Genomic DNA, 26,607 nt, shown 5'->3' with positions numbered 1-26,607 from the left:
TTTGTATCTAAGCTGATGGTTTGAAAGGAGTAGTTAACCACACACCATCAGCACATATAATGGGCTCGTTCTGGATTTGACAGGGTGGCGCTGAGTATGTAAGCATGCAGTGCGTTGTACGGAGAGCACTTAAAAGATAACGTTCAAACTATAATTGGCGAAAATAACTACGCCTTAGCTGCCTAATTTAGAATTAGATAAGCTTTTGTTCCTCTAGCTGCTGCATCGTTAGGCTAGAATCCGGAGCATCGAAATAACGAAGCTGGCATTTGTAAGGTACGCTACATTTGTGAGATAAAGTACCTAAGGTGAAAGGTTAGGTCGGTTTCCAGCCCGCCAGATCCCTACAATTAATTGGAAAATAAGCATGAAGAAAGCATAATTTATCACACAACTGGACAAGGGTTCGACTCCCTTCGGGTCCACGGATTAAATGGAAAGGAGTGGTTAAGACAAGTTCTAAACCACTCCTTTCTTGTTTCAAAGCATTTTTTCTATATTTACTTGCTGCACCTAACCACAATATCCAACGCATTTTATTTACACCAAGGAAACACCATAAGTAAAAACCCATTTACACCATGAAAGCCAGTCTTAAGGTCCACATGTACACATCTAAACTTTACACCGATAATACGCATCCAATCGTGCTACAGTACATTATTGATGGTCGGGTTAAGAAGAAAGTTATTGCCAGGTGTAAATCAGATAACTGGAATTTCAAAACCAATCGAGTAAAAACAAATGTTACCAATGCTGCTCGTATCAATTCCTATATTTCAACGGAGTACGCAAAAGCTGAAAAGGAACTATACGATCTGAAGTCTGGTGATTTGCGTATTTCAGATATTTTCTCAGAAAAACGGAGGCTTACTTTGGGTGAAGCAATAGAATTAGAACTGGAACGGTTGAAGGCTGAATTTAAGTCAGGATATTATGACAAGATTTCTGCTTTAAAAAAACAAGTTAAAACGGGCGTACTATTATCTGATATCGATGAGAAGTGGTTTGATAACCTGATATCCAACTATGTATCTAAGGGGAATAAAAATAATACGATTATCATGAAGATTAAGCAGCTTCGTGGGATTATATTAAGATATTCAGATAAAGGCGTAACCAGGGAGATTAAACAGGTTAAAGTAGCATCAGAAAAAACAATAAAACTTAAACTAACCAGCGTTGAATTAAAGGCATTGGAAGAATTAAAATTACCTGATGATGATCTGCTTACCGCCACGCGTGATATTTTCCTTATGCAGGTATATTTGCGTGGGATAAGAGTTGGAGACTTACTACAAGCAGAGGCAAAACAATTTGAAGATGGCCGGTTTATGTATACGGCAGATAAGACCGGGAAGGGATTAACGATAAAACTAATACCCCGCGCTCAGGAGATATTGGATAAGTATTCTGGCAAGCACGATAAGCTATTTCCATTTTTTACATGGAGGCCTAATAAAAAGCTATCAAAGTTTGAAAACGAACGGGCCAGGTTGAAGCATAAAGAAGTATGTACAACAGCTGTTAATAAGAATTTGAAGGTACTGGCGGTCATGGCCGGAATTAAAAAACCCTTATCCTCTCACATTGCGAAACATACTTTTGCTCGTATGGCTATCGATAAGATTAATAATCCAATGGTAACAATGGAATTATTAGGACATAGTACATTGGCTGTACACCAGATCTACTTAAATGATATAAGGCAAGATGATGTGTTGGATAAAGCTGCAGATGATATTTTTGGGGATTAATAGCATACCATTGATTTAAAACTATGTTATTTTTAATAACAAAGGAGTTAGGTAAAGAATTTCTCCTCGATTCTCTTTAAATACCTCTCATAATATTCTATACCTAATTCCGCTATCTCTATTGGGTCTTTGTGCCTTTTTATTGGCTGTCCATTATGCGCATTAGGTGGAGTAAATGCCACACCTCTATTTACAACGCTTATCGCTTCTATTCTGCCAGGAACAGCAATGATATCTATTGGATCTCCATCGTAGGTTTCCAAAACATTGTCTACAATTACCATTTGTTTTATGTGTAGGTCGCCACTTTTCGATGGTCTGATATTAACCCTATCTTGCTGTTTTACTACAACCTCCTGAATTGAGTGGTTATCTGAATCGCGCGCTTGATTCAAGTATTGTAATAGCGGGTCAGTTTTTCTAGCTTTAACATATGACCCGCGCCATGGTATAAATTTGTTTTTTATATGGTCACATTCGAATTCGGACTTTTGCCATGATTTTTCTATATAATTTAAAAAATCCCTCCAATAACTTTCAAATTTTACTGGGTTTGACTCTCCTTTCATTTCTTCCAGCCTTTGTTTGGCTTTTTCTAATTCTGTTCGAGACGCTTTTAGAACTTGTGACATATACTTGGTTTTTAATAAAATTAACCAAAAAATAATCTGATAGCAATTACAAATCTGTTTAAAATTTTATATTTAAGCTTAGTGTAATCGGGCGCCTATAACAAATTACATAAAACAGTCTAATTCCATTAACGTTTCCAATACCATATCGATGCTCCTACTACCAAAAATCCTATTAACCAAGTCCACCAAGGAATATGTATCGGATCTTTATCAACGATACTTGAACCCTCTTCATGCTTGTTACTAGCCTTACTCATCCCCTTAACATTGGACGATGAGGTTATATCATTTGCCTTAATTATCGTCCTATCAAACTTAATCGGTATGAGCTGTGGATGTAGCGTAGCCTTAGTTGTTAATATCCCCGTCAATGGATCTAATGTCAACTGAACATCTACCAGATCGCTTTGTATAGCCATGATACCACTAACTAAGCTATCCTTATTTAAATATACCGGCTGCTGAACAACTTTACCAGGAACATTAATCACAGTATCTGCTTGTTCTTTAATCGTAGTAATGGTTTTATCAATAGTCAGCCCTACACTATCCCGCTTAGTTTCAGTTTGACTGGTAAGGATAGAATACTGTTTTGATTTGAACACCTTTCGGAATGCCCCGCAACCACTGCATGCAAGTAGGCCGATCACGAATAATAGGTAGACTATCCGTTTCATGGTTTTTCGATTATAACACCCAACTCCTGAAATATTGTATTTATACTATCGACTTTCGTATTGATTGGAACAACTACTCGTTGGTAGGGTTTCAATGGTTCAACGTAAATCGGTTTGGCCCCGGCCAACAATAATGCAAACAGGGGTAATATTAAAATCCATTTCATTTCTTGATTTTTTTATTGATGTATTTTTCTTTAAATGAATTAACTGTTTCATTGAGTTTTCTAAATGAAGTATCTGCAGTTTTATTTAAACTATCTTGTTGGGCTTGTATGGGAAGCATCTGCTCAGTAACCTTTGAGTTCACGCGTTGCTCAACGGCCTTGTTGATCTTTTCATTGAGGGTGGTGATATCAGCAATTCTCAATTGTTGCAAATCATTGTTGATACTGAACTGCCAGAAGTTTAAAGCAACAGAGAGAATGAGAATAGTCCCTTGGACGTTCTTTTGTATTGCTCCAAACAAGCGGTCAAACATCCGTTCGATCCATGCACCTTTACGATCGATCATATCTTGTTTGCTACCAGGGACAGGGGATTGATTTTCTTCCATTAGGCCTCACTAAGTTTAGCCGGTGTTCCGTCTAGGTTTGCGTAATAATGTTTTTTAACTCCCAATGGCTGGCTTGAATTCCATATTGCCCTGCGAGCATGAGTTACCTCTGATTTTAGCATCCATCCAGGGCATACCATATTTGACTGATTACCGCCATAAGTACGAAAGTATTTATCGTTCTCGCCAATACAATAGGTCACATGATTACCACCAACCCTGCTTTTAATCAATGTATCGCCAACGCATACGTCTTTAATCTCTACTTTTCGTCCCCAAGTAGCCCACCAAATAGCAGCAGCAACTTGTGGAGCAGGCAATTTTAACCAGCCTGATCTAAGGGCACAAATACCTTTAAAAACGCCACACCAGGGCGACTCATCGGTTTTGATCCAACCAAATATCCCTAACTCTTTTAGCCATCCAATAATTGTTGGGTTATGCTTTTCCCCTGCAATTTCGGTTAACCCATTATGTCGTAATGCTTCTTGTAATTCCTTAGGAAGGTTAGGCTCTGTATTTAGCCATGAATCTATGCCAGTAAATAATTTTCCCATTGTATAAACCACCTTTTTAGGTGTTACACAAATTTACCTCCACGAACCTAACTATACGGATTGTGAGGCTTACTTGAAAGTGTTGGTAAGTTTAAAGCTTGGCTAACTCAATACCCAATTCATTCAGAACCCTCTTTGCGAGTTCATTATCCTTTTGAGTCCAGGTTCTTCCATCGGTTCCGTTTAACTTCCTGCTAAGATAAGTCTTTGCTGATTTATTATCAGGCCACATCTTTCTTGCAATGTATCCTAAATCCACGGCTGTTTGTTCAATAATGTACTTTTTGAAGTCCATATTCAAATATAGCAAATACATCTGTGAAAATAAAGTTTCACAAACACTTGATAATGTGAAACAATAGTTGCACATTTAATCTATGAAAACAATTGTATTAGCAGTATGTGTGATTCTAGGTGTTACCAGCTGCGAAAAGAAATGCGATAAGCCAGAAATTAATAGCGATGCTGTGCATAAAGTGATTAATAGTAAGAAGATATCTTAAGTTGGACTTGTTATCAAACCATTTTTCACTCTTAGGAAAGCGTTTGTACCAACGCCATTCAAATACTCGATATCGCCAGTGAAAACCGGATCTCCATCTAAAGTTATATCTCCACCTATTTCTACGTTGCCTGCAACAGTGAAATCTCCTGTCGTGGTAATGCCGTCCTTTGATATTGTTGTTTGTTCTGCATCATCAAAGCCTGCCTTAAACACTCCATTTGTAGAAATCTCTTTTCTTCCGAATGTTGAATATCCATTAGCATCTGTAGGAGAAACTCCAACCGACACTCCGGGCCCTAAAATAGCATAGGTATATCTAAACTCCCCAGGTGTTCCTGTTGGTTTCTTCCATAAGTAATCCTTGGGATATGACCCATCTGGATTTAGTACTGGTGCATCATATGTCTGATATGTCCCCTCGATAGCACTATCATCATCCAACTGTATCAACACCTGCTCCAAGGCATTGTATATCTCTATATTATTCTCTGATTCCAGTATCTGTACCCGCTTTCCTGTGGCTTTGGTCCTAAGGTTTTGAACAATTAAATCAATAAACTCAGCAGAAGTAGCTATTATTTTACCGTTCAACACCACCCCCTCCTCAGTAAATGCGATTTGAGCCAATATATTTTGAAAGTTGAAGGTGCCCTTATCAAGGTTAATATTGCTTACTCCATTATTGGCCACAATCTCACCGGTTGCAATTTGCCCACCAGTAACCCTTGTATACCCCCTTAACGAAGTAAAAAACCTATCACCATCGATAATCGAACTTATCACCCCAAACGGGAAGTAATATAACAAAGGATCCGATTCAACAGCAATCTTAGTAGGCGACTTTATGACCTGAGCACTATTGGCAGCCCGTGAAGCACGTATATAAATATAGTATGGAATATCATCTACAAGGCTGGCTGTTAGTCCTGTCACATCCCAAATACCTTTATGCTCAGTATACTGTTCATGAAACACATGTCCATCAGTAGCAATGAAATCTGTTAGGGTTGTGGTACTGGTTATATTAGTTTGATACGCCCCTCCATCAACAGTGATCAACAACATTTCCGCTTTCAACGTATCTAGCAATGTAGTCAACTGCATGGTAGTTTTCCAGTTCTCTCGGCTACGCTGAACATTCATGATCTTATTGAGGTTCAATGCTTTCTTAACCTTAGCAGTTTCATTGTATTGTCTTACGATCTCTGCAGAATTAACCACATCAGACAATTGCATGGATAGGTATTTGAACTCCTCATGCAAATCCCTAACATATCCAATCATCCGGATATCCTTGTTAAGTAACAAGTCAAGATCTTTCACCCCGTAGAAATCACCTAAGCGTAAAACAGTGCTATTTCGTTCAAAGTAGAAGTGGTCAGGCAATACTTCGTAAGCTGTTTTAGGTGGTGCATTTTTAGTTACATACTCTGCTCCTGCTGTCAATAACCTATTACTAGCATCAGTAACGTAGGAATCAGGCATTTCAATATCGAAGATGTAATACGTATCACCAACCTGTGGATGCAAAGTATCATTTGGCAGGGACTCTTTTTCTAAATCACTTTTAACAATGGTGATTTGCTTGGTAGTTGGATTATACCCCCCTTTTTGAATCTCAAAGTTGTAGCCGGTAAGTGAACCAGACAAGAATGAAATCTTAGCTGATAAACCTGGTAATAGTTGCTCATTGATATCAAAGTCTAAACCACTATCGCTGAATTTGAATATACCATCTATAGCGCTGATTGTACCTATTCGTTCCGGACGTATATCATCAAACACCACATCAGCCTCAATTTCATCAGGGCCGTATTTCGTACTCTGAATGAAGTCCATACCAGCAGGTAATTGTAATCGCTTCTGGCCAAACCTATAATCAGCAGGTAGGTTTTGAGTTGAACCTTGAACAAACAATCTGCTGAACACATTGCTTGAATCAACATTGGTTCTACGTAAGCCACCCTTTAATCCTTTATCATATCCGTATTCAAACTTATACCCCGTAACTTCACCGCGTTTTGCAAAATGAATAACCTGATTGGTTACGCTCCACTCTGTTTTAAAAGCCTCACAAATCTGGCTCATGGCTTGTAGAATGTTTTCTCCGGAGAAGGACAAAGTTTGCATTTCAGACTCATCACAATCCCCAATGGTCCAGCCAGCAAGGTTTCGATTGGCATTGACAACAATCATCGTCAGGAAGTCTAACAAAGTTCCCGTAAACTGCCACTCTATAACTTTAAGTTGGTTTTCGCCATCATATCCCCTGAACTTCCATTTGCTCAATTTATACCATTGCGCTTTGAAGGTTAGACTGTAGTCGAAATTTTGAGTGTGGTTTTTAGTTGGCTCAGCCAATTCATACAACTCATAACGTTCTCCCCATACATCAACATAATCCCCAATTTGGAAGTGAATAGCATTCGGTACATTGAAGGACATAGGCACAATATCCTTTGTCATGATCTCCTTTTCCTGCTGTCCAGTCGGCCTTATATTAGCAATCTCGTATGTATTTCGTTTGATGGAGTAGTTCACATACAAAAATACCTTTGGTATAAAGGGTAGAGGACTTGTGAAGCTTACTTGGAATGATTGGTAAGGAATGCGTATATTCAATACCTAATTCTAAATTAATGGAGGCCATATTTATAAGTAAAATTGATAATCTAATTATCAGAGAGCTTTTTTCTTTTACCCACATGGGTTTAACATATACTAATGATAAAAAACTTGTTGAGAATCTAACTACTAACAAATTATTTATTGAACAAATTGGCACTCAAGCGTACAAAAACCTAATGAATGCTGATTTTTTTATAATAAGGAAAGAGATTATACATGATGAAGAAAAGCTAATATTACCTGAAAGATTTCGTAAATTTTCTGAGGCGTCCAGAAGTTCCTTGCCCATCTTTTGGATGTTTACAGATAATAGCATTTTCTGTCCTTTTTCCGCGGTACTTCATCCGCTGTTCACCTCCACAAATTACACTCTTTCCCTTAATTCAAATGCATCAGGACTATTCGATAAGATAACATACAGACCAGAGCAGCTTATTGAACAGTTAATCCAATCTAAGCAGATTTTATCATTCAAACTACAAGAGTTTAAACGTCCAGATATTAAAAATCCGCATGAAGATGTCTTAGGAAAGATGATGGGCTCTAAAATAAGTTAATGCTACCTATCCCGTATTAAAAATATCGTTCTACGCAGGAGCATTAGAATGCTTATTCACAACGGACGGAAGCGAAATATCTCACAAAGTTGCTGAACGTGTAGCATTCTATATACATCAAGAAGCCTCAAAAACTAAAAAAGAGATATACAAAACAGTAAAAGATATTTACGATGTAAGATCTAAGTTTATGCATGGTCAAGCATTGGATAGCAAAAAACATAAAGACAACCAGGTGCTGATTGACTTTTCGATATCGATTGATCATATCCTTAGATTAATAATGCAAAAAATAGTATTTAAAGACTCCGATATTTTTCTGGACAATACTAATCTTGAAGCATTTTTCAAAGACTTAGTTTTGGGTGAAGATTGATATTGTTAATTTTTCCAAATTAAACGCTCTTTTATGAAAAAAGGAAAAGAATACGAATTACTAGTTGAACAAATCTATAAGGAGTTAGAAGGCGATGCAATCATAACTCAAGATGACCATATTTTTGGATTGGATACAGGAATCGAACGGMAAATAGACTTATCAATTAGATCTAAAATATTAGATATAGATATATTAATAATAGTGCAAGTCAAAGATTGGACAAGAAAGGCAGACGTGAATACAATCGGTCAATTTAAGTCGGTTATAAAAGATGTTAGGGCTCAAAAAGGTATTTTAATTTGTAATACTGGCTTTTCTGTGCCAGCTATTGATTATGCAAAAAAGGAAAGAATTGAGGTTTATTCTGCTCATTCAGCTATTAAAAAGAAATGGTCAATGGAACTATCCATACCCGTGATAAAGACAGAGCACGCTTGTTTTTTAAACTTTTTAGCATCCCTCGAGAATGCACCTACAGAATGTAATAAAATTGATGACTTCAGTTACATTTTTATGAAGGATGGAATTATTTTAGGGAGATCCGAAATGTACAAAAGATACTTTATTAACAGGCAACCAATCGATAAAAGTGGTAAGTTAATTTACTTCGACGTAGATCCAGAAGGACTGTTTTGCATTAATCCAACAAGCGGGATCTCGACAGCGGTCGTACGTCTGCAAATAGTATATCGATATGAAGGTCATGATGTAAAATCAACCTCAATTTCACCTGCTGACTACAGAGTATTAAAAAATCATTTAAATGAAGAAATTATTACTTCACATGTCGAAATATCACCTTCATTATTCCCAAAATTAATAGGTGGTTCAACTTGGACTACTAAAGACATATCAAATTTTGATAAAAACCAAGCCCATCTAGAAGTTGTAGCATTTAGGTATTCTGAACTATACATGTATAGTTTAGGGTTTAGGCCTGCCCAAGTGAATAGAAAATAAACTACTAAACCACTACCAAATTAGCCTGACCACTCTCTGATATTATACCTACTCTGTAATCATTACCAGCAGGGACAACAACCGAATGAGAAGTTGCATATTGTAAACTTCTATAAAATGGTAAACTATCATATTCTGCACCACCAGTAGCAACACTAAATAATACTATTTTACAAAGCATATTTGTAGTTCCTGAAAGTACACCACCCGTTATACTGAAAGATCCTGTTGGCCTAGCTAATGTTCTATAATTGGCACTCACTACTTCTTTGATTCTTATTGACATAAAACCCTCTTCTTTCGAAAGAAGAGGCACCTCGATCAAATATTGGTCACTACCCAAACTTATCGCCTTGCCGTAATTCAATGAAATGAATTTCCCTGCAAGAGAAGAAGCCGAAAGATCAATGCTTATGGTTAAAGGCGTATTGATTTTATCTAATGGAACATCATTAAGTATTCCACTGGTTGAAGTTGACTTAAATTGATCATACATATCAACAACTATATGAACATCTCCATTCAACTCATAAGCAGTAGCACGATGAGATAATTCCCTTAAGTACATGTACTCCAATGCCTCACCATTACTGCAAGTGTGAATGAAATTTGAACCAACAGCCGATCTGACAACGCTCAAAAATTCATCTAACGAAGCTATACCTGATACTGCTGCCTTTGCCGCGTGCCAGTGACAAAAATCCCTATACCAACCACCGTTTGCTAACGTTAAGGCAATTTGAGCCTGGATATAGGTAGTTGCTTGCGCTTTAGTGAAACCATCATTATTCCACATATCCCACCATCTTGAGGTTGATGGGTACGTATTCCATGTTTGTCTGGAAAATATTGAGCTCGTTGGTATGCCTAGTTTGCCAGAAATCTTGCTATTGCCATAAAATGTATTTCCAGTAACGCCATTTACAGATGGTGATGGAACGCTGTTTCTAACACCTAACCATCTCGGAGCTTGCAGAGGAAACATATTGGTAATACCAAGACGATAACTACCACCAGATACCGATCTACCTGTAAGGGATTTTAGCCAGTTCTGAACATAGGTAATCACACCAACGTACTCACTCAAATTACTTGTACCTGATACCGAATTTATAACATCATATCCGTACGCTCCCGCACTTAGATCGTACATTTGCTGGCCATGGTTCGGATACCTGTTTGCCTTGGTAGTTCCGGCAGTTACAGGAAATACGGCGGCACCAGCTGATGTCCACGTTGTTACACCCCAATCAGGAATAACTTGAATTACTCCTGTAATTGGATTTTTCCAATATTCAGTTGGATAATATATGTCATGCCTCATTAAACCAGAGGCTTCAGCCTCAGAGATACCTACGCTATAATTTCCAGTTATATTATTTACAAAAGCACCTAAACAGAAATTATTTTTAAAGCCATATTCTTCAGCAGCAAAAATACTATTCTGATATCTATCATCAGTCTGGTGTGAAAATGTCATTACAGCATCGTACCGATGATTACAAATCCTGGTAGTTATACCCATACCCTTAGGCCAGAATTTTACTTTCATCATACTCTCCTAACTTTTATGGAGTCATTAGTTGTATCAATCCACGCATCACCAATTACCACACCAACTGGTGGTGTGCCTGCTCCCTCAGGTAATAAGGCAATTAATGCGCCTGTTTGAAGTGATGAAACGGACAAATCAACAAATTCAGGGCTGTCAGCTTTATTTAGGTCCTGATCAAATGTCTGCCCTCCACCTCCACTACTGGCTAAACTTCTTCCAGCCATCTCATAGGCTTCCTGTTTGAAAACATCATATGGTTGTAATACACTACCCTCATTAACGCGTGCAGTACCTTGCCATACTGAATCAGCATCTAAAGGACGTCTAATCGTTACCCCTAAATATTTTGAATCAGCATCAGAAGTATAAGTTTTTGTATCACCAGAATTAAAAGTACCGTTGTATTTGTGATCTGTATTCGGCAGACCTTCACTTGGACTACGTTTGTAAAATGAACTATTACCGGTTCCTCCGAGATTTATTCCTCCGAATGCATATGGGGTTGGAATCGGGAATTTGGTCATACGGGTAATCGCTGTTATCCATCCTGGACTTGGGGTTAAATTTCCAGTTATATTACTTATAGCATAATCATAAAGAAACCCTCCTTCACTCCAATCCCCGTTATAATCGAGTCTTTTAGGGTTAAATAAGTTTAAACTTATAGCCCTTGATTTGATAGCTGAAATTAGTAGTGTATTTACTTCTACCCACCCTTTGTTTGTCGCATTAAACGAATCAACAGGGTCAGTCACGGAATTACCTGCTTCAAGAGCTTTAGCGGAGAATGATTTTCCATCTATCGAATATGCTAATGGGATGTAGGCTTCATACGATGTGGCAACATCTCCCTTTTCCCATTGTAGGTTAACCCATCCCGCATCGTTAGCCTCATCTAATCTAACAGTATAATCAACAGTTACTGCTCCAGTTGGTGCAGTTAATGAGGCAGGAATCGCAGACCCGGTAATTACAGTGCCCACTAAAACATTGGATGCATTTTTAAAAGCAATACTTTTGCCTGAAGCAAAAGCCATCCCCGACAATTTATAATGCTGACCCGAAATAACAGGTTGCCCAACTATCGATTTCCGGTTTACATTAGTAGTACTCCCTAAATTACCTAATGAGTTTATTGAACCTTGAACAACTCGTGCAGTATTAGCTTCATTCTTACCGCCGGGCCTCGTATTAATCCCTGTCTTTTGCAGGTAATTATCTAGGGTCATCGTGAAATAGTCAATTGTCCAAACAGAACCTGTCCAATTAATATACCCCTGAGAATTGGCAGGCAAAATAACGCCTCCAAAATTGGTATATGTACCGGCCTGATTAGCCGTATAATATACTGGAGTGGTTTGCGTACCAGGATTCATTGAAGGGGTTGCCCGCCCGGCATACTGCCCCTGAGGGATTTCACCTTGAGCAAATGGCAAATCATTCCATGGAGTAAATCCGTCGCCTATTTTAAATTTGATAGGGTTAGTGTCAATAACAACACCAATCTCTCCCTCCTTTAATATCTCATTAAGCGCAGACCATAAAACGGCAACACGCCTACGCATTTGAATCCTACCAATTACTATTTGCTCAGCCATTCCCGTCTAGTATATAAATTGTTTCTTCTTGTTGTTGAAGCGTCACTGTTAGTTCAATATTGAACTTTGCGCTTATAGCTCCAACGGTATTGATAAAATCGAAATTCGTAGCACGATTGTATTTGATATTATAAGTGACGCCAGTTGAGTATACAAACCACTCCTTGATTAATCCATTGCCTAACACTGCAAATAATGCTGCTTTCTTAACTAAGAACTCAGCCATTGTAGGTGCGCTCAACACACTATCCAGAGATACATCATAATCATCAAGCTTGGTGGTCAACCGATATTCACGACCATCACGTTCAGGCCAGCTTTGAGATTCGGCTTCTTTAAGGTCGGCAGGGCGCTCCATGCTCTTCAGTCCGTTTGTGAACCAAAGACCATAGGCGTCATATACCTCAATACCATTTATATCAGCCTGATTTAACATCCTAACCCTATAGTTGTTTTAAACATACCCATTGCCTGACAAAGCATTTTTATTGTCGTTCATCTTCTTATCGATACTCACCAACGCTGTTTCGATTTTCTCCAACCTATCAGTGTTCGTTGCCGTTTTCCCCGTGTTTTGCTCGATCTTTATCAATGATGCTAATTTACCCCTTCCTATCTCCAACATTTCGCCCATGGTCATACCAATTGGCTTTAATAAGTCCCTTACTTGGATTGTAGCAAGTTGAGTTCCTCTTAATACGCCTTCCAATTTATCTGCCTGGTTAGAGGTGATCGATTCGATACGGCCTTTCATGGTTTCGGGTTGATTCCCGCCTCCAGTGTCGGTTAATTTAACTCCTGATATGGCTTCTAAATCCTTTAGCCTCTGCTCCCCTGCAGTAGTAGCCTTATCATAGGATAACTTTAAGGTCGCTATTTCTTCTTTAGTCAATCCTCCTTTTGACAAGTCAGCAAATTCTGTATAAAAGGACTGTAACTGATCTTGGATGAACTTACTCTTAAACCCATTCAGGATAGATTTACGTATAGTTTCTTCAAATGTTTTGCCGAAATCCCCAACTCCATCAGTCAGTGTAGAAATGAAACTGTCGGCCAAGGAATCCAAAGATTGTCCTACATATTCAGCATTTAATTTATTTACTATATCTATAGCCGCCTGTTTCGCATTTATTAAATTCTCTACTAGTTTTTGAGTGCCTTCATCGATTGGACCACCCTCAGCAAGAGCACTTAACTCCTGAACTGTTAATTTTGAAATATCACCAATCTTACTAAGTTGTCCTTTGTAAAACTTATCAAGGAACGCGTCCCTTTTAAAGAAATCCCCTCCGGATATTTTCTTCGGATCTACACCTTCATTTATTTGCTTTAAGAAGCTATCTGTTAATAAATCACCAGTGGTTTTAAAATTATCAGCAACGTCAGCAGCATATTTTGCTTCACTTTCTCTTGCTGTTTTTAAAGCCTGGTCATACTTTAAAATCCTATCTGTTCCGTAAGCTTCATCTATAAGTGAAATTTGGCGTTCTAACAGCTTATTAGAAGCTTCTTGTTGTCTATTTTGAATATCTCTTGCATATTTAGCCTCAGCTTCACGTTGCGCAGACTTATCAAACAACTTGAAAATAGATGAGAATATTGATGCTCCTGCACTAAAAATAGCAAAGCCGGAGGCTAACTGTCCAATAGAACTAAAGTCCTCCAACCCATTCTTTCCTTTCCCACTGAATTTCTGCAGATCGGCCATATCCTTTTTGATATTACCAACCTGGCCTACAACGTTTCCTAGGGTAGAAAGTAATTTCCCGAAGTTCTCGTCAACACCTGAAACAGCGCCGGCAACATTATCAATTTGATTTGCCAGATTTATAAGCCGATCCGGTAATCTATCCGCTATGGCTTCTTTGGAATCTCCAAATAATTGTTTCAGTTCAGACTCTAATTCTTTGCTTATAACTACTCCTTTAGATTTAAGGAGACTTAAAGCGTCCTCAGCATTAGAGACGACTTTTAGTGCATTTTCATCAGACAGCCGATCTATTCCTGCATACAATTCCTTAAACGCATCAATTTCTTTTAAATGAGCATCACCTAATGCAGCAAGTTTTGTCGCATGTTGTTTATCCAGTTCTGCAAGTCCCTCGCTTCCGCCTTTTGCTAATACATCAATTCTGTCTTGTTTATATTGGTCCTCTAGCGATAGTCTTTCTTGTTCGAATGATCTAAGAGATTTAATTAAATCATCCTGCCTTTTTTGCTCAACTACCCCCTCGGCCTTAATTCCAAGCTCCAAGAACTTCATCCTCTCCGTCATAGCCCCAGTAAAACCTTTTGCTGAACCGAAACTTAAGATTTTATCATATTCGTCCTGTAAGATATCAGCATATTTTTTACTAGTATTTATTTCGGCACCGAAGCGTTCATTAGCAGCTTTCTTACCTAATTCCGTTTTATAGGATTCGTACTGTTCATATAGGCTTTTTTGAACCTCTAATGACTCTTTTAGTTTCTCGGTGTCTTGTTTATATTCAATAGAGATGATTTGAGCTTTCATTGCCGGAGCAAGTCCAGACCCATCTACTTTAAGTTTGTTTTTAGGATTCTCGTTGAATACACGGACTTCTTCAGTTATTTTTGCAAACTTATCTTTAACCGCCTGGACTTCTTCTTCATCCTTTGTGAGTGTTTTTCGAGAAGCCTCATTCTGAATATCCGTTATTTTTTTCTGTAAAGTTCTTTGAGCATTTACCTCCCGTTCTGCCTGGCGCTCCAATTTTAGCTTTGCCGCTTTTTCTGCTGCAGATTCTTCTGTGCTTGTTGCTTTGGCTTCAGGAATCAGCTTCTTAACGGCTTCCATCCTTGCTTTAGTCACATTAACTATATTTTCTAAAGATTGAATGCTCGTTTTTCCTCCATCAACCAATGCCCCTGTTTTTACTCCTTCTTTATAATCTGTTAATGCTTTTGTGGCCTTTTCATAAGCCAAAGACAACTCTTCATATGCAAACGTGGTTTTCTTTGCATCTCCGGAAGGAATGTTTAATGTATTGCTAATTGCTTTATTAGCTTGCTCAGTAGCTTTACTAATGCTTTTCATTGTATCTGCTACAGATGAACCAATAGTTAACCTAGTCCAAAATTCACTCCAGCTATCAGAGTTTACCATTTTGAATATTGTACCAAAGATTTCATTGAATCCTTTTAGTACAGTTTCAAAGAATTTATTGGTATTCGTGCTTTCGGCTACAGCTCCCGAAAATATATTGAAGAATTTTTCTGTTTCAGCGTTCAGTCCCTCTACCTTTTTGGTTGTTTCCAAACCAAATGTTTTTTCCAGTTCGGTAGCAAGAGCAGGCAATAGGTCGGCAGCAAGAACTTCACCTTTCTGAAGCATCTTGTTTAATTGTGTTTCTGTTACCCCTATGGACCTTGCGGCTATTGAAAATGCACCAGGTATACGCTCACCTAATTGGCCTCTTAACTCCTCCGCTTGAACATTGCCTTTAGAAATCATCTGCTGCAGTGCGCGTAATGCCCCCTCTGTATCTTCGCTGGAAAGCTTTAATTTTGATGCCGCACCGGCAACTGCATTGAATATTCGTTCTCCTTGTTGAAAATCAAAGTTTGAAGCAACTACAGCTCCAGTAAATGATTTATAGGAAGAAACCAGGGCATTGTAATTTACACCTAATCTATTTGCAGTATCAAGTAATTGTTCAAGTTTAGCATCCGCAAGGTCAACGGATCCAAATGTGAATTCTAAAGAAGTTCTGACTGCTGATGATTTTAACGACTGTGTAAAAGTAGCACTGATAAGTTGCATGGCGGCTGCCGCAGAAACATACGTTGCTACGAATCCCGCGAGTTGCCCAGAAGCTCCTTTTAGGGCCGATGAATAGAAGCCAACTTTACGCTGGTGGTTACCCATACCTTCGTCAAACTTCGTGAGTGATTTATTCAGTTCATTGTATTCTTTTACCTTACTCTTAAGTTCCGGGGTAAGTTTTTTTAAGCCATTTTCATAGCTTTTCACTTCAACCCCTAAAGCCTTTAATCTAGCTTGAGCAGCAAAATAAGACCCATTAACCTGCTCTTGTATTAATCTTGCCTCTTTAGCCTCTTTAGTTGACTGTTGTCGGGCAATGGTATTCTGCTTTTGTTTGGCAGTTAACTCATTTAGAGATATCGCTCCCTGCTGCCATTGGTTCTGTAACTGCAGATTCTCTTGCCTTAACCGCTCGGTTTCCAGTAATGAATCCCGGATGGCTTTAGTCATACCGACATTAGCCTGAGTGAAATTTGATGTGGAAGCTGCAGGGGCAACACCTACTTTAGCCAGCATCTTTTCAAAATTGTCTATATCCCTTTTAGCTTGAGTGAAATCTACCTTTGCTTTAAAATCTAATAATTCGCCCATAACTTAAAATATTTCGTCTGAATCCTTTGTTTCTATTACTTCTTTATCCTCACTATTTGTTTTCGGTATACTAGCCAGATACAATACAAAGTTGTCCCAGCTTAGATTCCATTTTACATCCCATTCTGACCACCCGAAGTGTTTGCAAGCTGATCCGATGTTTGAATGAGGGAGGCTATTAACTCGCTCCCGTCCGCTGGACTCGTCTGTTGATCCAGTATCCCTACTGTTCCTGTCATTAAGACGATAGAATTCGTAAAAGAATCCATTCTTAAACTACTAAAAACAGCTTTCAGTGCCTCATACATCTCATCAGCATCAAGGTTTAGTTCAATAAACTGAATTAACTCTTGATCTGGCTCTAAGTGATTATTTTGAATAGCTGCCGCAACTATATAAGCGATAGTAGGCATGTGCTCTGGAATGAATTTTAAATTATCACTTTTATGTGAATACAATGCCTTTGGCAATTGTGAGGCCCGTCCAGCGACACGGTACATATTCGCAACTACACAGGGTTTTATTTCGTATGTTCTACTTGTTTCAGCATCCTCATATCTCACAATTTCTTCCGTATATGACTGCGGTGCAATTGGCCGTCTGAATATCTTATCCCATATAGTTCGTTTTACTATTATAGGTTGAGCAGCACTCACGATTATTTTTTTAGGAGGCTGAACATTTTTCACTGGAATTGTGAGTTTATGAAGTGGCTTTCCTGTAAAAGTGTCTGCTATTGATTGTAGAATAAAATTCTGTTCCATTTTGTAGTTGAAATTAAAAAGCCCTATCTGAGACAGGCAGGGCTTTTATTTGATTGGGACAACTTTAATTACTTTTTAATCTTTTTCCCGTCATTAGATTTAGCGGCTTTCGATAAAGTCTCTGGTAGTGGAGTCAATTCTGCGTCTTCTGGTAACTCTTTCAAAAAGCCAGTCCCCTCTTCTCCATGTCTTTGAGCGAGATCATTTGATACCTCTCCTTTCCATCCAGTAACGTAATGTGATCTTGTAGCTTCTACAAAAAAATCGCTAACTACTTCTACCTTAACCATGACTAAGGAGTTGTTGAGTCAATTGGCGCTCCTGCCTCAGTTACCCAAGTTTTGATTGAAATCGCATCAAGTAAAGTAGTAGTGGTTTTGAATGAACCAACTTTACCAGTTAAAAGCAATTGCTGTAACGATGTTTTATTTAAGTTGTTCACATAACTTAAAGTCACTGCTACGTTTGGAAGTACGATAATTTGTTTACGACCATCTTTCATGCTGCGAGTTGTGATCTCTAACATTACATTAGCGACTTTACGTTTAGCAAGGTTCACGATTTTTGTGGTAGCTGATGTGTAAACAATGTTTTCGAACATCGCCATTACAATTGGGTCCTGTTGAAGTAATCCGATTGTGATTTGATCGGCTTCTCCTGGAGCTGCGAATGTTACAAACGCAACATCTTTATCCTCCGGAACAAGATCAGTTAAAGTGTCAGAGTTCCGGGTGTACGCAACTGCGTCCGCCACATACTCTAACTGAACCGCTGAAGCTAATCCAGTTGTAATTGCCGCTTCTGTTGTTACTGCGGGTGCGACTCTAATTTTTTCTACTCCGCCTACTGCATATGTTGCCATAATTTATTTGTTTTAATGCCCTAAGGCGGTTTTTAAATACCTGTGTTTTCTCGAATTGAATGGTACTGATATCCCATGTGTAAATGATATGAACCATCAGCGTCTCTGTTAAATTTTGGACGTTCATCTATCCATACTCTAAATGTTGGTTTAAACTGATTATCTACTAGGCCTACTATCACTTTGCCGAGTTCCCGTAGCCTGGTCTGATCTGTAACCATTATACCGGATTGTTTTATCTTTGGAACATATAACCTTATGTTTCCGGCTCCGTCTTGATCAGGATCATCGTTCACGCCAAGCGCAGTCACTACGACATCTGCCTTTATACTGTTGTCAGGACGAATGTTACCATAAACTTCACCATCGATTAAACTTGTGAACGAGGGTACATCTATTAATCCTCTAACATCAAGAACCATGTCTATACCGTCTTTCATTCCTTATTCCTCCATAGATTTCGTAGAAACTTAGCAAAAGCTCCAGATGCCAGTTTGGTAACATCAAAATCGTACGTCTCCTGAACATAACTCGCGTAATATTCTCCAGCGACCAATACCAATGCGACATCATCAGACTCACTATATTCTTTCGCTGCTCTCTCTGCTGTGGCTTCTCCTTTCTTCCGTCCCTCGTCGCCTGATTCTAACAAAGGAAAATATGACTCAAGAACTTTACCCTGCCTAACTATTGCAAAACCAACTGATGACACCAAATTGAAAGTCCTATTGGTATATGGCTTACCGGCTAATGTTTTATTCCTCGCGGCTGTAGTATACTCGGTACCTTTTTCGCGTAAAAAAGCAACGATTTCATTAACACGCTCCTCAATTCGCTTTTCTATGTACGAATGAATCTTGCTTTGATTAAAATTTGCCTCTATACTAAACATCACATCTACATCCTAATTGTCCACGATAAACTTCCATAACTGGGCCCTCAAAAACTACCACATCACCATCAGTAACCTTAATGTTTTCATATAATGATGGCATTTGAGATCCCTTTACAAATCTGATTCTACCCTTCTGAAAAACAGGCTGATTAACTTCATTCGTAAACTGTTTGCCATTTTCAGAATGGTACCTACAAGGAACAGACATAGTGATATCCTCAGTAGGAATTGGAAATCCAGTTTCCGGATCTGTTTGTGGCTCCGTTCCTGGTACGCTCCAGGTAGCTATGTGCGGTTGAAAATCCATTACCAGAATAGTCTTTGTTTTACAGTTGGTTTAATTGGTAAAAAAGGATCTACCATCCCCCACTTGCGCATTATCCATGAATATATCCCACGCAAGTCTGACGAATACTTAATGCTTACATCATCCTCTTTAACCTCTACCGTTTGAATGGTAGATAAAAGAAGCCCCGCCCAAATCATATCAACCGCTTTACCATCTGTCTCAGGGCTATATGTGGCACTGCCATCCAATCCTGCTTCAAGTATTGCTAAGTCAAGTTCCTCGCTAGTTACGTTAAGCGATCTTGTTTTGGTTGAAAGGGCTTCTTTTATGGTCATGATTATGCTTCTTCTATTAAACCGTTAGCAAATAATCGTCTCTGAACTTCTTTGTCTAAATGGGACACATCCTCACCTTCAGTATATTCCTGAGTGAAGTCTTTCGAATCACGGAATGATTTGCCTGAGGCAACAACATAATCAGCATCTTCATCAAAATCATCTTCAACGGATACAGCGTTAGGAGTTGATTCCTTATTGGCCTTAACTAAGGCTTTTTTAAGGTCAGATATTTCGTCTGACAACGATTTAAATAAAGGATCAAATATTCCTACTAATGCCTTTACAGCCCACTCAGGTATTTCTTGTTTTTCCTCGTCATCACCCTCACTCACTTGATCAGGAACATCAGACTTTACAGGGACTTGAATGGTATCGCCAACTTTTACTCCTGACTCAGCCAATTCCGGGTTAGCGTCCAAGTCCTCTTGTACCACTATGTGGTCAAACAACTCTTTATTTTCATTACTCCCACTACCTTGAGCAGAAGCACTGTCGGTTTTAGCTTTTCCCATTACGCTTGAACAGTTTTAGAATCCAATAAATAGATCTCATCAACATTGTTGATTACTGGCAAAACCAGTGCTTGAGAAGAGGTAAACTCTTTCAATGGATCAACTTTGTGGAATTTAGAAACCAAGATGAATTCATCAGCAACCTGATAGTCAACTGCTTTATTCTTGTGAACCATTTCAGCAAGAGTACCCCATGTAAGTGTACCTACCTCAGTAGATGTTAAGAATACAACAGCACCTTCGGCCCAAGGCTTACGGTTGGTTTTAGTACCGTCACGTTCTGTTTTCACAGTACGGTTAACGATATCAATAGTCCAACCGTATTCGCCCAAGATGAACGATTTCGCCTGATCCTTATTTGGGATCGGCAACACTGATGAAGTATTTACAGCGATACCTAATGAACCTGCATAGCGCTCTTTGAATTCTGTTGATTTCAGCATGTTGTTGAAGGCAAACGTATCCATCATTACCGTAGTAATGGTATCTCCATTTGCATCAGCAGCATCTTTCACCCTGTTAAAATCACTCAAAGGAGTTCCTGTCGCTCCTGCTGACCATACCACTGCTACCCCAAACTTGTTGGATGCTTTGTAGCCAAAGTCAACACGAATACCTAAGCCTACATTTTCAGTGTCAGGTATAAGTGTAATCCCTGTAGATAGAGCCTGAAGAAACATATATTCCAGACGCTCATAAATACCTGTGATACATTTCGCGGTATCTTGAAAGAGTTTAGCTACAAGTGCGCTTTCCTGAATTGCAGGGCTATTAGCCAGGATATTAAGGTCAGTCATCGTGCGTTCATTCAAGGCTAGTTTCATACCCAATTTAGGAATGTCACCATCTGCTTTTGAGATTGAATCACGTTTTTTTAATGGTAGTGCAGAGTCCATTGAAACGACATCTGCCGCTACTGTAGACCCATCTACGTTAATTGAATTCCATTTCAATGTAGGAGAATATTCCTTACGGAGCATCGTTTTGTGACGATAAGAATCCGGTACTTTTGTGCCGTTGATTTTCTCAACAACCTTCGCAACTAAGGGTTTGAAATACTTCGCTACCCATGCGGTGAATAATGATGGTTCCATAATTAATCTGCTCTATAAATGATTTGTGGTTGAGCAGTCTTAATCGCTGCCAGAACTGAACTGATAGTATAAGCCTGAGCATTTGGATTTACAGTACCTCTATCCATCAATCCCGCGAACGGTCTTGTGGTTAAAACTGTATTGTCCATTACATAAGGCGAAATGGTATGATTTGCAGGTAATGCATCATAAGCTGCACCGGATACCGGCCACGGCTTAAGGTTACCTGTCGCGGTTTCTTGGATGATTACGTGTCCTCTTGGAATTACATCCGAGGCCCAACCAGTAACATCCAAAGTAGCACCGCCAACTTTACCGCTGATATATTCAACAATCACAATTGAATCGTTTCCTGTATTCAGTGATGTTGCAGCGTTAGCTAAATTTCCAATTGCTGTTGACATTTGTTGTTAATTAAAGTATTGAATCTACTGCTGCTTCTACCTCAGCAGCTGAGGCTTCTTTTTTGCTGCCAGCACCGCCAGCACCGCCTACAGGTTTAAATACACCTAATCCATCGTTGGCATCTTCTTGTACAAATGCTTTAGCGCTTTCAGACTTGCTAGTTAACCAACCGGTGAAGTGATCTTCATCCTTGAAGTTTAGAAGATCAAAGTCAGCAAGAGCGTCTTTTTTGTACACATCAGAAGTACCCTCCAATGCTTTAGCGTATTGTTCCCTACGGGTATTTGTCACTTTTTCAGTCCCCATTGCTGAAATTGCCTGTTCCTGTTTGTCGATCTTTGCTAACAGAACTTTTAACAGCTTATCAGTTGAGCTTTCATTTGGATCTGGTTCTGGCTCAGGAGTTTTCCCTTCCTCAATAGCTTTCAATCTCAATGCTTCTTTATCATCAGCAATTTTCTTTGCTTTTGCCCTTTCGTGATCATCTAATGCCGCGATATCCTTAAAAGGAGTCAGGTCATTAATCGCATCCAGATTTGCATCAATTAGGGTGTCGTCCGATTCGTCCGTTAATCCCTTTTCAGCACGTAATACAATTGCATCGATTCTTTCTTTTGATAGGTTCACTCCTGCTGCTTTTGCTTTCAGTCGTGCTGCAATCTTAATTTTAAGTGACATAATAAATTTGTTTTTTGGGTTTGTTGCTAAGTTGCATCCGTTAATTACTCGTACTACACCTTGCGAATACCCAAATTTAGCCCTATAGCAGCTCCCACTAAAGTAACCTAGCTTACTACACGTAGCTAGTAAGTGTATGCCAATTATTCATTAATGCATATACAACGACGCAACACTTGACTAATGCTAAATATTTTAGTAATTTTACAGTCCAAAAATTTAAAGAATGAAATTTATTAAGTTTAAAGCTGCTTATGGTGATGAGGAACGGGAAATAGTGATTAACCAAGTCAGCGGTAGTCTTAACGGGATTCATATTTACTTTGAACCCTCTCCTAACCGATATTGGGTATTGGGTAGTATTAACTATGCATTGGGCAAATGGAGAGTTAATTGGCTTGTACCGACCGAAAAGACTGTTCACCAGGAGCGTTATGTTACGGACGATAGCGATGCCATTTTAGATAGATTACAAGATGCTGGCTGGTTTGAAAACAATCACGATATTTAGTATGTTTAATCCCTAAACTTAAAACCATGTGTTACCACGTTTCATTTAAGGCAAAGGCTCATGATCTGATTAAAGCATTTGACGCACCCTTTCCGGAGGCAACAAATATACAGGAATACTATCATGCAAATGGTTTTACCTTACCTAAACTGCCCGTATTAGTGAATGATCCTAGTGGAAAGAAGTTAGAATTAATTCGATGGGGATATATCCCGGAGGATATTGAAAGCCTGGACCAAGCGACAAAACCTAAAAATGCGAGGCTGAATGCGAGAGCCGAAGGTGTTTGGTACAATTATAAAGATTCAATTTATACTGGAAGATGCATTGTACCGGTGAGTGGCTTCTTCGAGTCTAAACATGTTGGTAAGGAAAAAGTGCCCCATTACATCCACCCAAAAGAACATCAATTCTTTAATCTTCTCGGTGTGCATAATAAATGGATAGATTCCTTAAGTGGCGGTTATATTGATGCATTTACAATAATAACTGGTCCAGCAAACGAGTTAATGGCTGGCATACATAATACAGCTAAACGAATGCCTTTGATGATCGATAATAATCAAATTGAAATGTGGTTAGACCCAGAATTAACAAAATCACAGATTAAAGATCTTATGAAACCATGCGATGATCGGAATATGGCAGCTTACCCAGTTTCAAAAATCCTAAACGAAAGGGTTGAAAGTAATATCCCTGAAATATTAGAGCCAGTGATCAACCCTACTAGGTAGGTGAACTAATTGATGAACATGAAATGTAATTATGGATTTTGGAAAAGTAGCAGATAGAGATATACAGTACATTGATTTTACATTGCCAAACGATGGTGTGTCTGTTGAACAAACCGTGCCGGGGGTGCCTACAAATACAAAGTGCTATGTAGGTTGCTCAAAGTGGGGACGTCAGGAGTGGATAGGAATGATTTATCCACCAAAAACCAAAGAAGCGGATTTCTTAGAAGAATACGCCAAGCATTTCGAATGCATCGAACTTAATGCGGTTTTTTATTCAATTCCCAATCCTAGTTTAATAAGAAAATGGTATGAGATGGTTAAACGCCCTGGCTTCTTATTCTTCCCTAAGATGAGTAGAACTATTACCCATATAAAGCGATTAAAGGATGTCGAAACACCATTGGGCATGTTCATGGGAGCAGTAGGAGAACTTAAAGAATACCTTGGGCCTATACTGATACAGGTTGGCGACAATTTTCCTCCAAAAAGTTTTAATGACCTTGAAACGTTCATTGGATTATTACCAAAAGAACACAAATACTTTATAGAGTTAAGGCATGAAGAATTCTTTTCTGATCGTAAAGAAGTGTTAGAATTGTTTATTGATAATCATATTGGTTGGGCTATAACCGATGCTTCAGGACGTAGGGACGTACTCCATATGGAATTAACCGTACCTGAAATTTATATACGTTTTGTTGGAAATGGCTCTAATCACCAACAATCTGATTTTGATCGCATTGATGCGTGGGTTCAGCGTTTAAAGGAATGGGGTAGCAAAGGACTAAAAGCTGTTTATTTTATTGTCCATCAACATGACGAAAAAAACACCCCAATACTTGCGGACTATGTGATTAAGCAATTCAATAAGCATATGGGATCAACCATACCTACCCTGAAATTTATTTAGCCTCGTCAATAATCTCCAACAATCGATCTAACCGCCATCTTACCGGCTCCTTAACTCGTTCGTGCGTACCCATACGAAGGATTGTTATTTGTTTATCCAGGAATAAAGCCACATCTGGCACCGTTGCACCTGGCCTCAATTCAATTCGCCCTTGTGGTAATTCTATCCCATGAAATGCTGCTTCGTAATCTTCTGCTGTAACATATCCCTTACTCATGCCGCGAAGGTAGGAAACTATTTCAATTCAAGCTCCGTATCGTTCAATTCAAAATAAAAGTTCTGTAATCTGTGAACGTATTTTAAATCGTATTTAATAGCACAATGGTAACCTTCTTCTTTGTAATCAAACCAAACATCAAAGCCGTCAACATCAATTAAAATCTGACGATCACCGTTTTTTACGTAGAAATATTCTTCATCTTTACGCTCTAAACCAAGTGCTACCAGCCATTCTTCAGTTACTAGTATTGGTGCAATGTATTCATGAATAATCACCTTGTCCTGAATTTTTACACTGGATTCATTGACCTCTTGTACCCTGCTATTTTCAAAAGCTGCTACAGGTTTTTCAATTGAAGCAAAATTTGCGTCTATGTAATTACCAATTCTTAGTTCGGTGGCTTTCATAAGTGCTAATTTAGTTATTTTAATCAAACCGACTCACATCTAAACGTATCTTTTCTTTCAGTATCCCAATGCTCTTGAATATAACCTAACGCTAACATTTGGTCAATATCCTTTTCATACAGGACGTTAACAAACGGCTCGTGGGTGTTATGACCACAGCAACTGCCACCGGTCGATATACCTAAACTCCATAAGTACTTAATCTCTTCAAAAATACACGGATCAATGCTAATAGTGCCAGACAGCCCTTTATTTAACCTAGCCTGTTTATAAGCAGACATATGCTCAGGTATATCCACTAAGATCATCTGATCATAGCATTCCTTCGTTTGGGGTATTATGTTTTTACAGTTACACATTATTTTATTGTTTTAGTTATTTGTTCTACTACCCATCCCATTAAATAAGCTTGTGGCTCATCGTTGTCAATGTCCAACTGGATATGGGCGCTTTTAAATATTTGGTTTACGATATGGACTGATTCGTGAGCGATAACACTCGATGGAGCAGTTGGTTTAATCAGTAATAATATTTTGTGCCGACCTGGTATTAAAAATGATTCAAAATCCTCTGCATCTTCCTTTATATCCATTTCATTCAAGGCTAATTGCAGATTTGGTGCAACTACAATTTGAAGTGATTGATAGTACAATGGGACTTCTATGGTTGTTGTTTTCATTAAGGCAATTCTGGTAAGGGCGTCCAATGAGTTGCATTAAAGAAATTACCAGCACGTTCGTTATTTTTGAAGAACCTATCAATGCTTTCAATATAATAACCTACTTCCATTTTGTTTTTATCCTTATTAATCAATACAACCAAAGTAAGTTTTTCTGGCTTACCATCATTCACGTTTATCCATTTAAAAGCCCATTTTACCCCTTCAACAAACCCTTCATTAAATGGCTCTGCTTTGGTATTATTACATAATAATTTATATGCATTAGCAGCATTGGCCGCTTTTTTTATCTGTTGTGTTTTCATCTACTTCTTAGTTAGTGCTTGTTCTGCTATTTCTTTAACCTGCCTTAGTATCTCTTCACCGTTCCATCTTATCGTAATAGACTTTGACCTATTAAATGGAGAAATAGTTACTATCCTTTCTAAGCATTTTCTGAATATGTTGTTTTCAGATCGTTCTTTCTTAAACCATTCACTAAGAGTTTTGATATTTTTATCTCTTATCTCCAAAGCCTCTTCCAACTCCTTATTTCTAGCCTCCAATTCATGACAATACTGTTGT

32 protein-coding genes and 1 other RNA gene are annotated in these 26,607 nt (G+C 38.6%); 7 read left to right on the top strand and 26 right to left on the bottom strand.

Annotated features, from left to right (window positions below; translation table 11 throughout):
• Nucleotides 1-61 precede the first annotated feature (61 nt).
• Nucleotides 62-428, top strand: a transfer-messenger RNA (tmRNA) gene (ssrA, locus tag AC1DDX_RS02225).
• A gap of 153 nt (nt 429-581) precedes the next feature.
• Nucleotides 582-1,757, top strand: a complete 1,176-nt coding sequence (locus tag AC1DDX_RS02220; protein WP_477611983.1) for a tyrosine-type recombinase/integrase — start codon at nt 582-584, stop codon at nt 1,755-1,757.
• A 47-nt stretch (nt 1,758-1,804) separates the two neighbouring features.
• Here the strand turns inward: AC1DDX_RS02220 and AC1DDX_RS02215 are convergent, their stop codons facing one another.
• The 6 genes from AC1DDX_RS02215 to AC1DDX_RS02190 form a co-directional block, all read right to left on the bottom strand.
• A complete protein-coding gene (locus AC1DDX_RS02215) occupies nt 1,805-2,389 on the bottom strand; it encodes a hypothetical protein (protein WP_477611982.1) in 585 nt (194 codons plus the stop codon).
• Nucleotides 2,390-2,517: 128 nt separating this feature from the next.
• Nucleotides 2,518-3,069: a hypothetical protein gene (locus AC1DDX_RS02210; protein WP_477611981.1), complete on the bottom strand. Its 552-nt coding sequence runs from the start codon at nt 3,067-3,069 to the stop codon at nt 2,518-2,520.
• A gap of 163 nt (nt 3,070-3,232) precedes the next feature.
• Nucleotides 3,233-3,625: a hypothetical protein gene (locus AC1DDX_RS02205; protein WP_477611980.1), complete on the bottom strand. Its 393-nt coding sequence runs from the start codon at nt 3,623-3,625 to the stop codon at nt 3,233-3,235.
• The gene (locus AC1DDX_RS02200; protein WP_477611979.1) at nt 3,625-4,182 is read right to left on the bottom strand and encodes a TIGR02594 family protein; all 558 of its coding nucleotides are present in this window, start codon (nt 4,180-4,182) and stop codon (nt 3,625-3,627) included. Before AC1DDX_RS02200 ends, AC1DDX_RS02205 begins: the two co-directional genes overlap by 1 nt.
• 91 nt (nt 4,183-4,273) lie before the next feature.
• On the bottom strand, nt 4,274-4,498 hold the full coding sequence (locus AC1DDX_RS02195; RefSeq protein WP_477621749.1) for a hypothetical protein: 225 nt from the start codon (nt 4,496-4,498) through the stop codon (nt 4,274-4,276).
• Between the two features lie 183 nt (nt 4,499-4,681).
• Nucleotides 4,682-7,153, bottom strand: a complete 2,472-nt coding sequence (locus tag AC1DDX_RS02190; RefSeq protein ID WP_477611977.1) for a phage tail protein — start codon at nt 7,151-7,153, stop codon at nt 4,682-4,684.
• A 128-nt stretch (nt 7,154-7,281) separates the two neighbouring features.
• Between AC1DDX_RS02190 and AC1DDX_RS02185 the strand changes: the two genes are divergently transcribed.
• Together AC1DDX_RS02185 and AC1DDX_RS02180 are read left to right on the top strand one after the other, a co-directional pair.
• Nucleotides 7,282-7,872 (top strand): hypothetical protein, encoded by a 591-nt coding sequence (locus AC1DDX_RS02185; RefSeq protein ID WP_477621748.1) that lies wholly within the window; start codon nt 7,282-7,284, stop codon nt 7,870-7,872.
• Between the two features lie 409 nt (nt 7,873-8,281).
• The gene (locus tag AC1DDX_RS02180) at nt 8,282-9,211 is read left to right on the top strand and encodes a restriction endonuclease (protein WP_477621747.1); all 930 of its coding nucleotides are present in this window, start codon (nt 8,282-8,284) and stop codon (nt 9,209-9,211) included.
• Nucleotides 9,212-9,215: 4 nt separating this feature from the next.
• Here AC1DDX_RS02180 and AC1DDX_RS02175 read toward each other — a convergent pair whose 3' ends face one another.
• The 15 genes from AC1DDX_RS02175 to AC1DDX_RS02105 all read right to left on the bottom strand — a co-directional run bounded on the left by AC1DDX_RS02175 (nt 9,216) and on the right by AC1DDX_RS02105 (nt 22,579).
• Nucleotides 9,216-10,766 (bottom strand): hypothetical protein, encoded by a 1,551-nt coding sequence (locus AC1DDX_RS02175; RefSeq protein WP_477621746.1) that lies wholly within the window; start codon nt 10,764-10,766, stop codon nt 9,216-9,218.
• Nucleotides 10,763-12,364, bottom strand: coding sequence for a hypothetical protein (locus tag AC1DDX_RS02170; protein WP_477611973.1), 1,602 nt, complete (start codon nt 12,362-12,364; stop codon nt 10,763-10,765). Before AC1DDX_RS02170 ends, AC1DDX_RS02175 begins: the two co-directional genes overlap by 4 nt.
• On the bottom strand, nt 12,357-12,800 hold the full coding sequence (locus AC1DDX_RS02165) for a hypothetical protein (protein ID WP_477611972.1): 444 nt from the start codon (nt 12,798-12,800) through the stop codon (nt 12,357-12,359). Before AC1DDX_RS02165 ends, AC1DDX_RS02170 begins: the two co-directional genes overlap by 8 nt.
• A gap of 18 nt (nt 12,801-12,818) precedes the next feature.
• The gene (locus AC1DDX_RS02160) at nt 12,819-16,742 is read right to left on the bottom strand and encodes a tape measure protein (protein WP_477611971.1); all 3,924 of its coding nucleotides are present in this window, start codon (nt 16,740-16,742) and stop codon (nt 12,819-12,821) included.
• 113 nt (nt 16,743-16,855) lie between these two features.
• Nucleotides 16,856-17,506, bottom strand: coding sequence for a hypothetical protein (locus AC1DDX_RS02155; protein ID WP_477611970.1), 651 nt, complete (start codon nt 17,504-17,506; stop codon nt 16,856-16,858).
• A 68-nt stretch (nt 17,507-17,574) separates the two neighbouring features.
• Entirely contained in the window at nt 17,575-17,796 is a 222-nt protein-coding gene (locus AC1DDX_RS02150; RefSeq protein ID WP_477621745.1) for a hypothetical protein, read from the bottom strand.
• Nucleotides 17,797-17,798: 2 nt separating this feature from the next.
• Nucleotides 17,799-18,368, bottom strand: coding sequence for a hypothetical protein (locus AC1DDX_RS02145; RefSeq protein ID WP_477611968.1), 570 nt, complete (start codon nt 18,366-18,368; stop codon nt 17,799-17,801).
• A gap of 32 nt (nt 18,369-18,400) precedes the next feature.
• The gene (locus AC1DDX_RS02140) at nt 18,401-18,808 is read right to left on the bottom strand and encodes a hypothetical protein (protein ID WP_477611967.1); all 408 of its coding nucleotides are present in this window, start codon (nt 18,806-18,808) and stop codon (nt 18,401-18,403) included.
• Nucleotides 18,805-19,260, bottom strand: coding sequence for a hypothetical protein (locus AC1DDX_RS02135; RefSeq protein ID WP_477611966.1), 456 nt, complete (start codon nt 19,258-19,260; stop codon nt 18,805-18,807). The genes AC1DDX_RS02140 and AC1DDX_RS02135 overlap by 4 nt, the downstream gene beginning before the upstream one ends.
• On the bottom strand, nt 19,253-19,570 hold the full coding sequence (locus AC1DDX_RS02130; protein WP_477611965.1) for a hypothetical protein: 318 nt from the start codon (nt 19,568-19,570) through the stop codon (nt 19,253-19,255). The genes AC1DDX_RS02135 and AC1DDX_RS02130 overlap by 8 nt, the downstream gene beginning before the upstream one ends.
• The gene (locus AC1DDX_RS02125; protein WP_477611964.1) at nt 19,570-19,887 is read right to left on the bottom strand and encodes a DUF6706 family protein; all 318 of its coding nucleotides are present in this window, start codon (nt 19,885-19,887) and stop codon (nt 19,570-19,572) included. The genes AC1DDX_RS02130 and AC1DDX_RS02125 overlap by 1 nt, the downstream gene beginning before the upstream one ends.
• Before the next feature lie 2 nt (nt 19,888-19,889).
• Nucleotides 19,890-20,402 (bottom strand): hypothetical protein, encoded by a 513-nt coding sequence (locus tag AC1DDX_RS02120; protein ID WP_477611963.1) that lies wholly within the window; start codon nt 20,400-20,402, stop codon nt 19,890-19,892.
• A complete protein-coding gene (locus tag AC1DDX_RS02115; RefSeq protein WP_477611962.1) occupies nt 20,402-21,496 on the bottom strand; it encodes a major capsid protein in 1,095 nt (364 codons plus the stop codon). Before AC1DDX_RS02115 ends, AC1DDX_RS02120 begins: the two co-directional genes overlap by 1 nt.
• Before the next feature lie 2 nt (nt 21,497-21,498).
• Nucleotides 21,499-21,900 (bottom strand): hypothetical protein, encoded by a 402-nt coding sequence (locus AC1DDX_RS02110; RefSeq protein WP_477611961.1) that lies wholly within the window; start codon nt 21,898-21,900, stop codon nt 21,499-21,501.
• A 10-nt stretch (nt 21,901-21,910) separates the two neighbouring features.
• The gene (locus AC1DDX_RS02105; protein ID WP_477611960.1) at nt 21,911-22,579 is read right to left on the bottom strand and encodes a hypothetical protein; all 669 of its coding nucleotides are present in this window, start codon (nt 22,577-22,579) and stop codon (nt 21,911-21,913) included.
• A gap of 226 nt (nt 22,580-22,805) precedes the next feature.
• Between AC1DDX_RS02105 and AC1DDX_RS02100 the strand changes: the two genes are divergently transcribed.
• From AC1DDX_RS02100 to AC1DDX_RS02090, 3 genes are read left to right on the top strand one after another with little or no spacing between them, the layout of a single operon-like run.
• Nucleotides 22,806-23,090, top strand: coding sequence for a hypothetical protein (locus tag AC1DDX_RS02100; RefSeq protein WP_477611959.1), 285 nt, complete (start codon nt 22,806-22,808; stop codon nt 23,088-23,090).
• A 26-nt stretch (nt 23,091-23,116) separates the two neighbouring features.
• Nucleotides 23,117-23,824 (top strand): SOS response-associated peptidase, encoded by a 708-nt coding sequence (locus AC1DDX_RS02095; protein WP_477621744.1) that lies wholly within the window; start codon nt 23,117-23,119, stop codon nt 23,822-23,824.
• A 31-nt stretch (nt 23,825-23,855) separates the two neighbouring features.
• Nucleotides 23,856-24,737, top strand: coding sequence for a DUF72 domain-containing protein (locus AC1DDX_RS02090; RefSeq protein WP_477621743.1), 882 nt, complete (start codon nt 23,856-23,858; stop codon nt 24,735-24,737).
• Here AC1DDX_RS02090 and AC1DDX_RS02085 read toward each other — a convergent pair.
• From AC1DDX_RS02085 to AC1DDX_RS02065, 5 genes are all read right to left on the bottom strand, one after another.
• The gene (locus AC1DDX_RS02085; RefSeq protein ID WP_477611955.1) at nt 24,730-24,954 is read right to left on the bottom strand and encodes a DUF6965 family protein; all 225 of its coding nucleotides are present in this window, start codon (nt 24,952-24,954) and stop codon (nt 24,730-24,732) included. The two genes, AC1DDX_RS02090 and AC1DDX_RS02085, sit on opposite strands and share 8 nt — an antisense overlap.
• Nucleotides 24,955-24,971: 17 nt before the next feature.
• Complete coding sequence (locus AC1DDX_RS02080; RefSeq protein ID WP_477611954.1) at nt 24,972-25,364, bottom strand: hypothetical protein; 393 nt, start codon at nt 25,362-25,364, stop codon at nt 24,972-24,974.
• 358 nt (nt 25,365-25,722) lie between these two features.
• Nucleotides 25,723-26,043 (bottom strand): hypothetical protein, encoded by a 321-nt coding sequence (locus AC1DDX_RS02075; RefSeq protein WP_477611953.1) that lies wholly within the window; start codon nt 26,041-26,043, stop codon nt 25,723-25,725.
• Complete coding sequence (locus tag AC1DDX_RS02070) at nt 26,043-26,348, bottom strand: DUF551 domain-containing protein (RefSeq protein ID WP_477611952.1); 306 nt, start codon at nt 26,346-26,348, stop codon at nt 26,043-26,045. Before AC1DDX_RS02070 ends, AC1DDX_RS02075 begins: the two co-directional genes overlap by 1 nt.
• Nucleotides 26,349-26,607, bottom strand: a 259-nt coding sequence (locus AC1DDX_RS02065) for a hypothetical protein (RefSeq protein WP_477621742.1), incomplete at its 5' end; no start/stop codon positions are given.

The organism is Pedobacter sp. 10L46_2 (genome assembly GCF_056395165.1).
The sequence above is the reverse complement of the archived record's forward strand: the minus strand, read 5'-3'. Positions and strand labels throughout refer to the sequence as shown.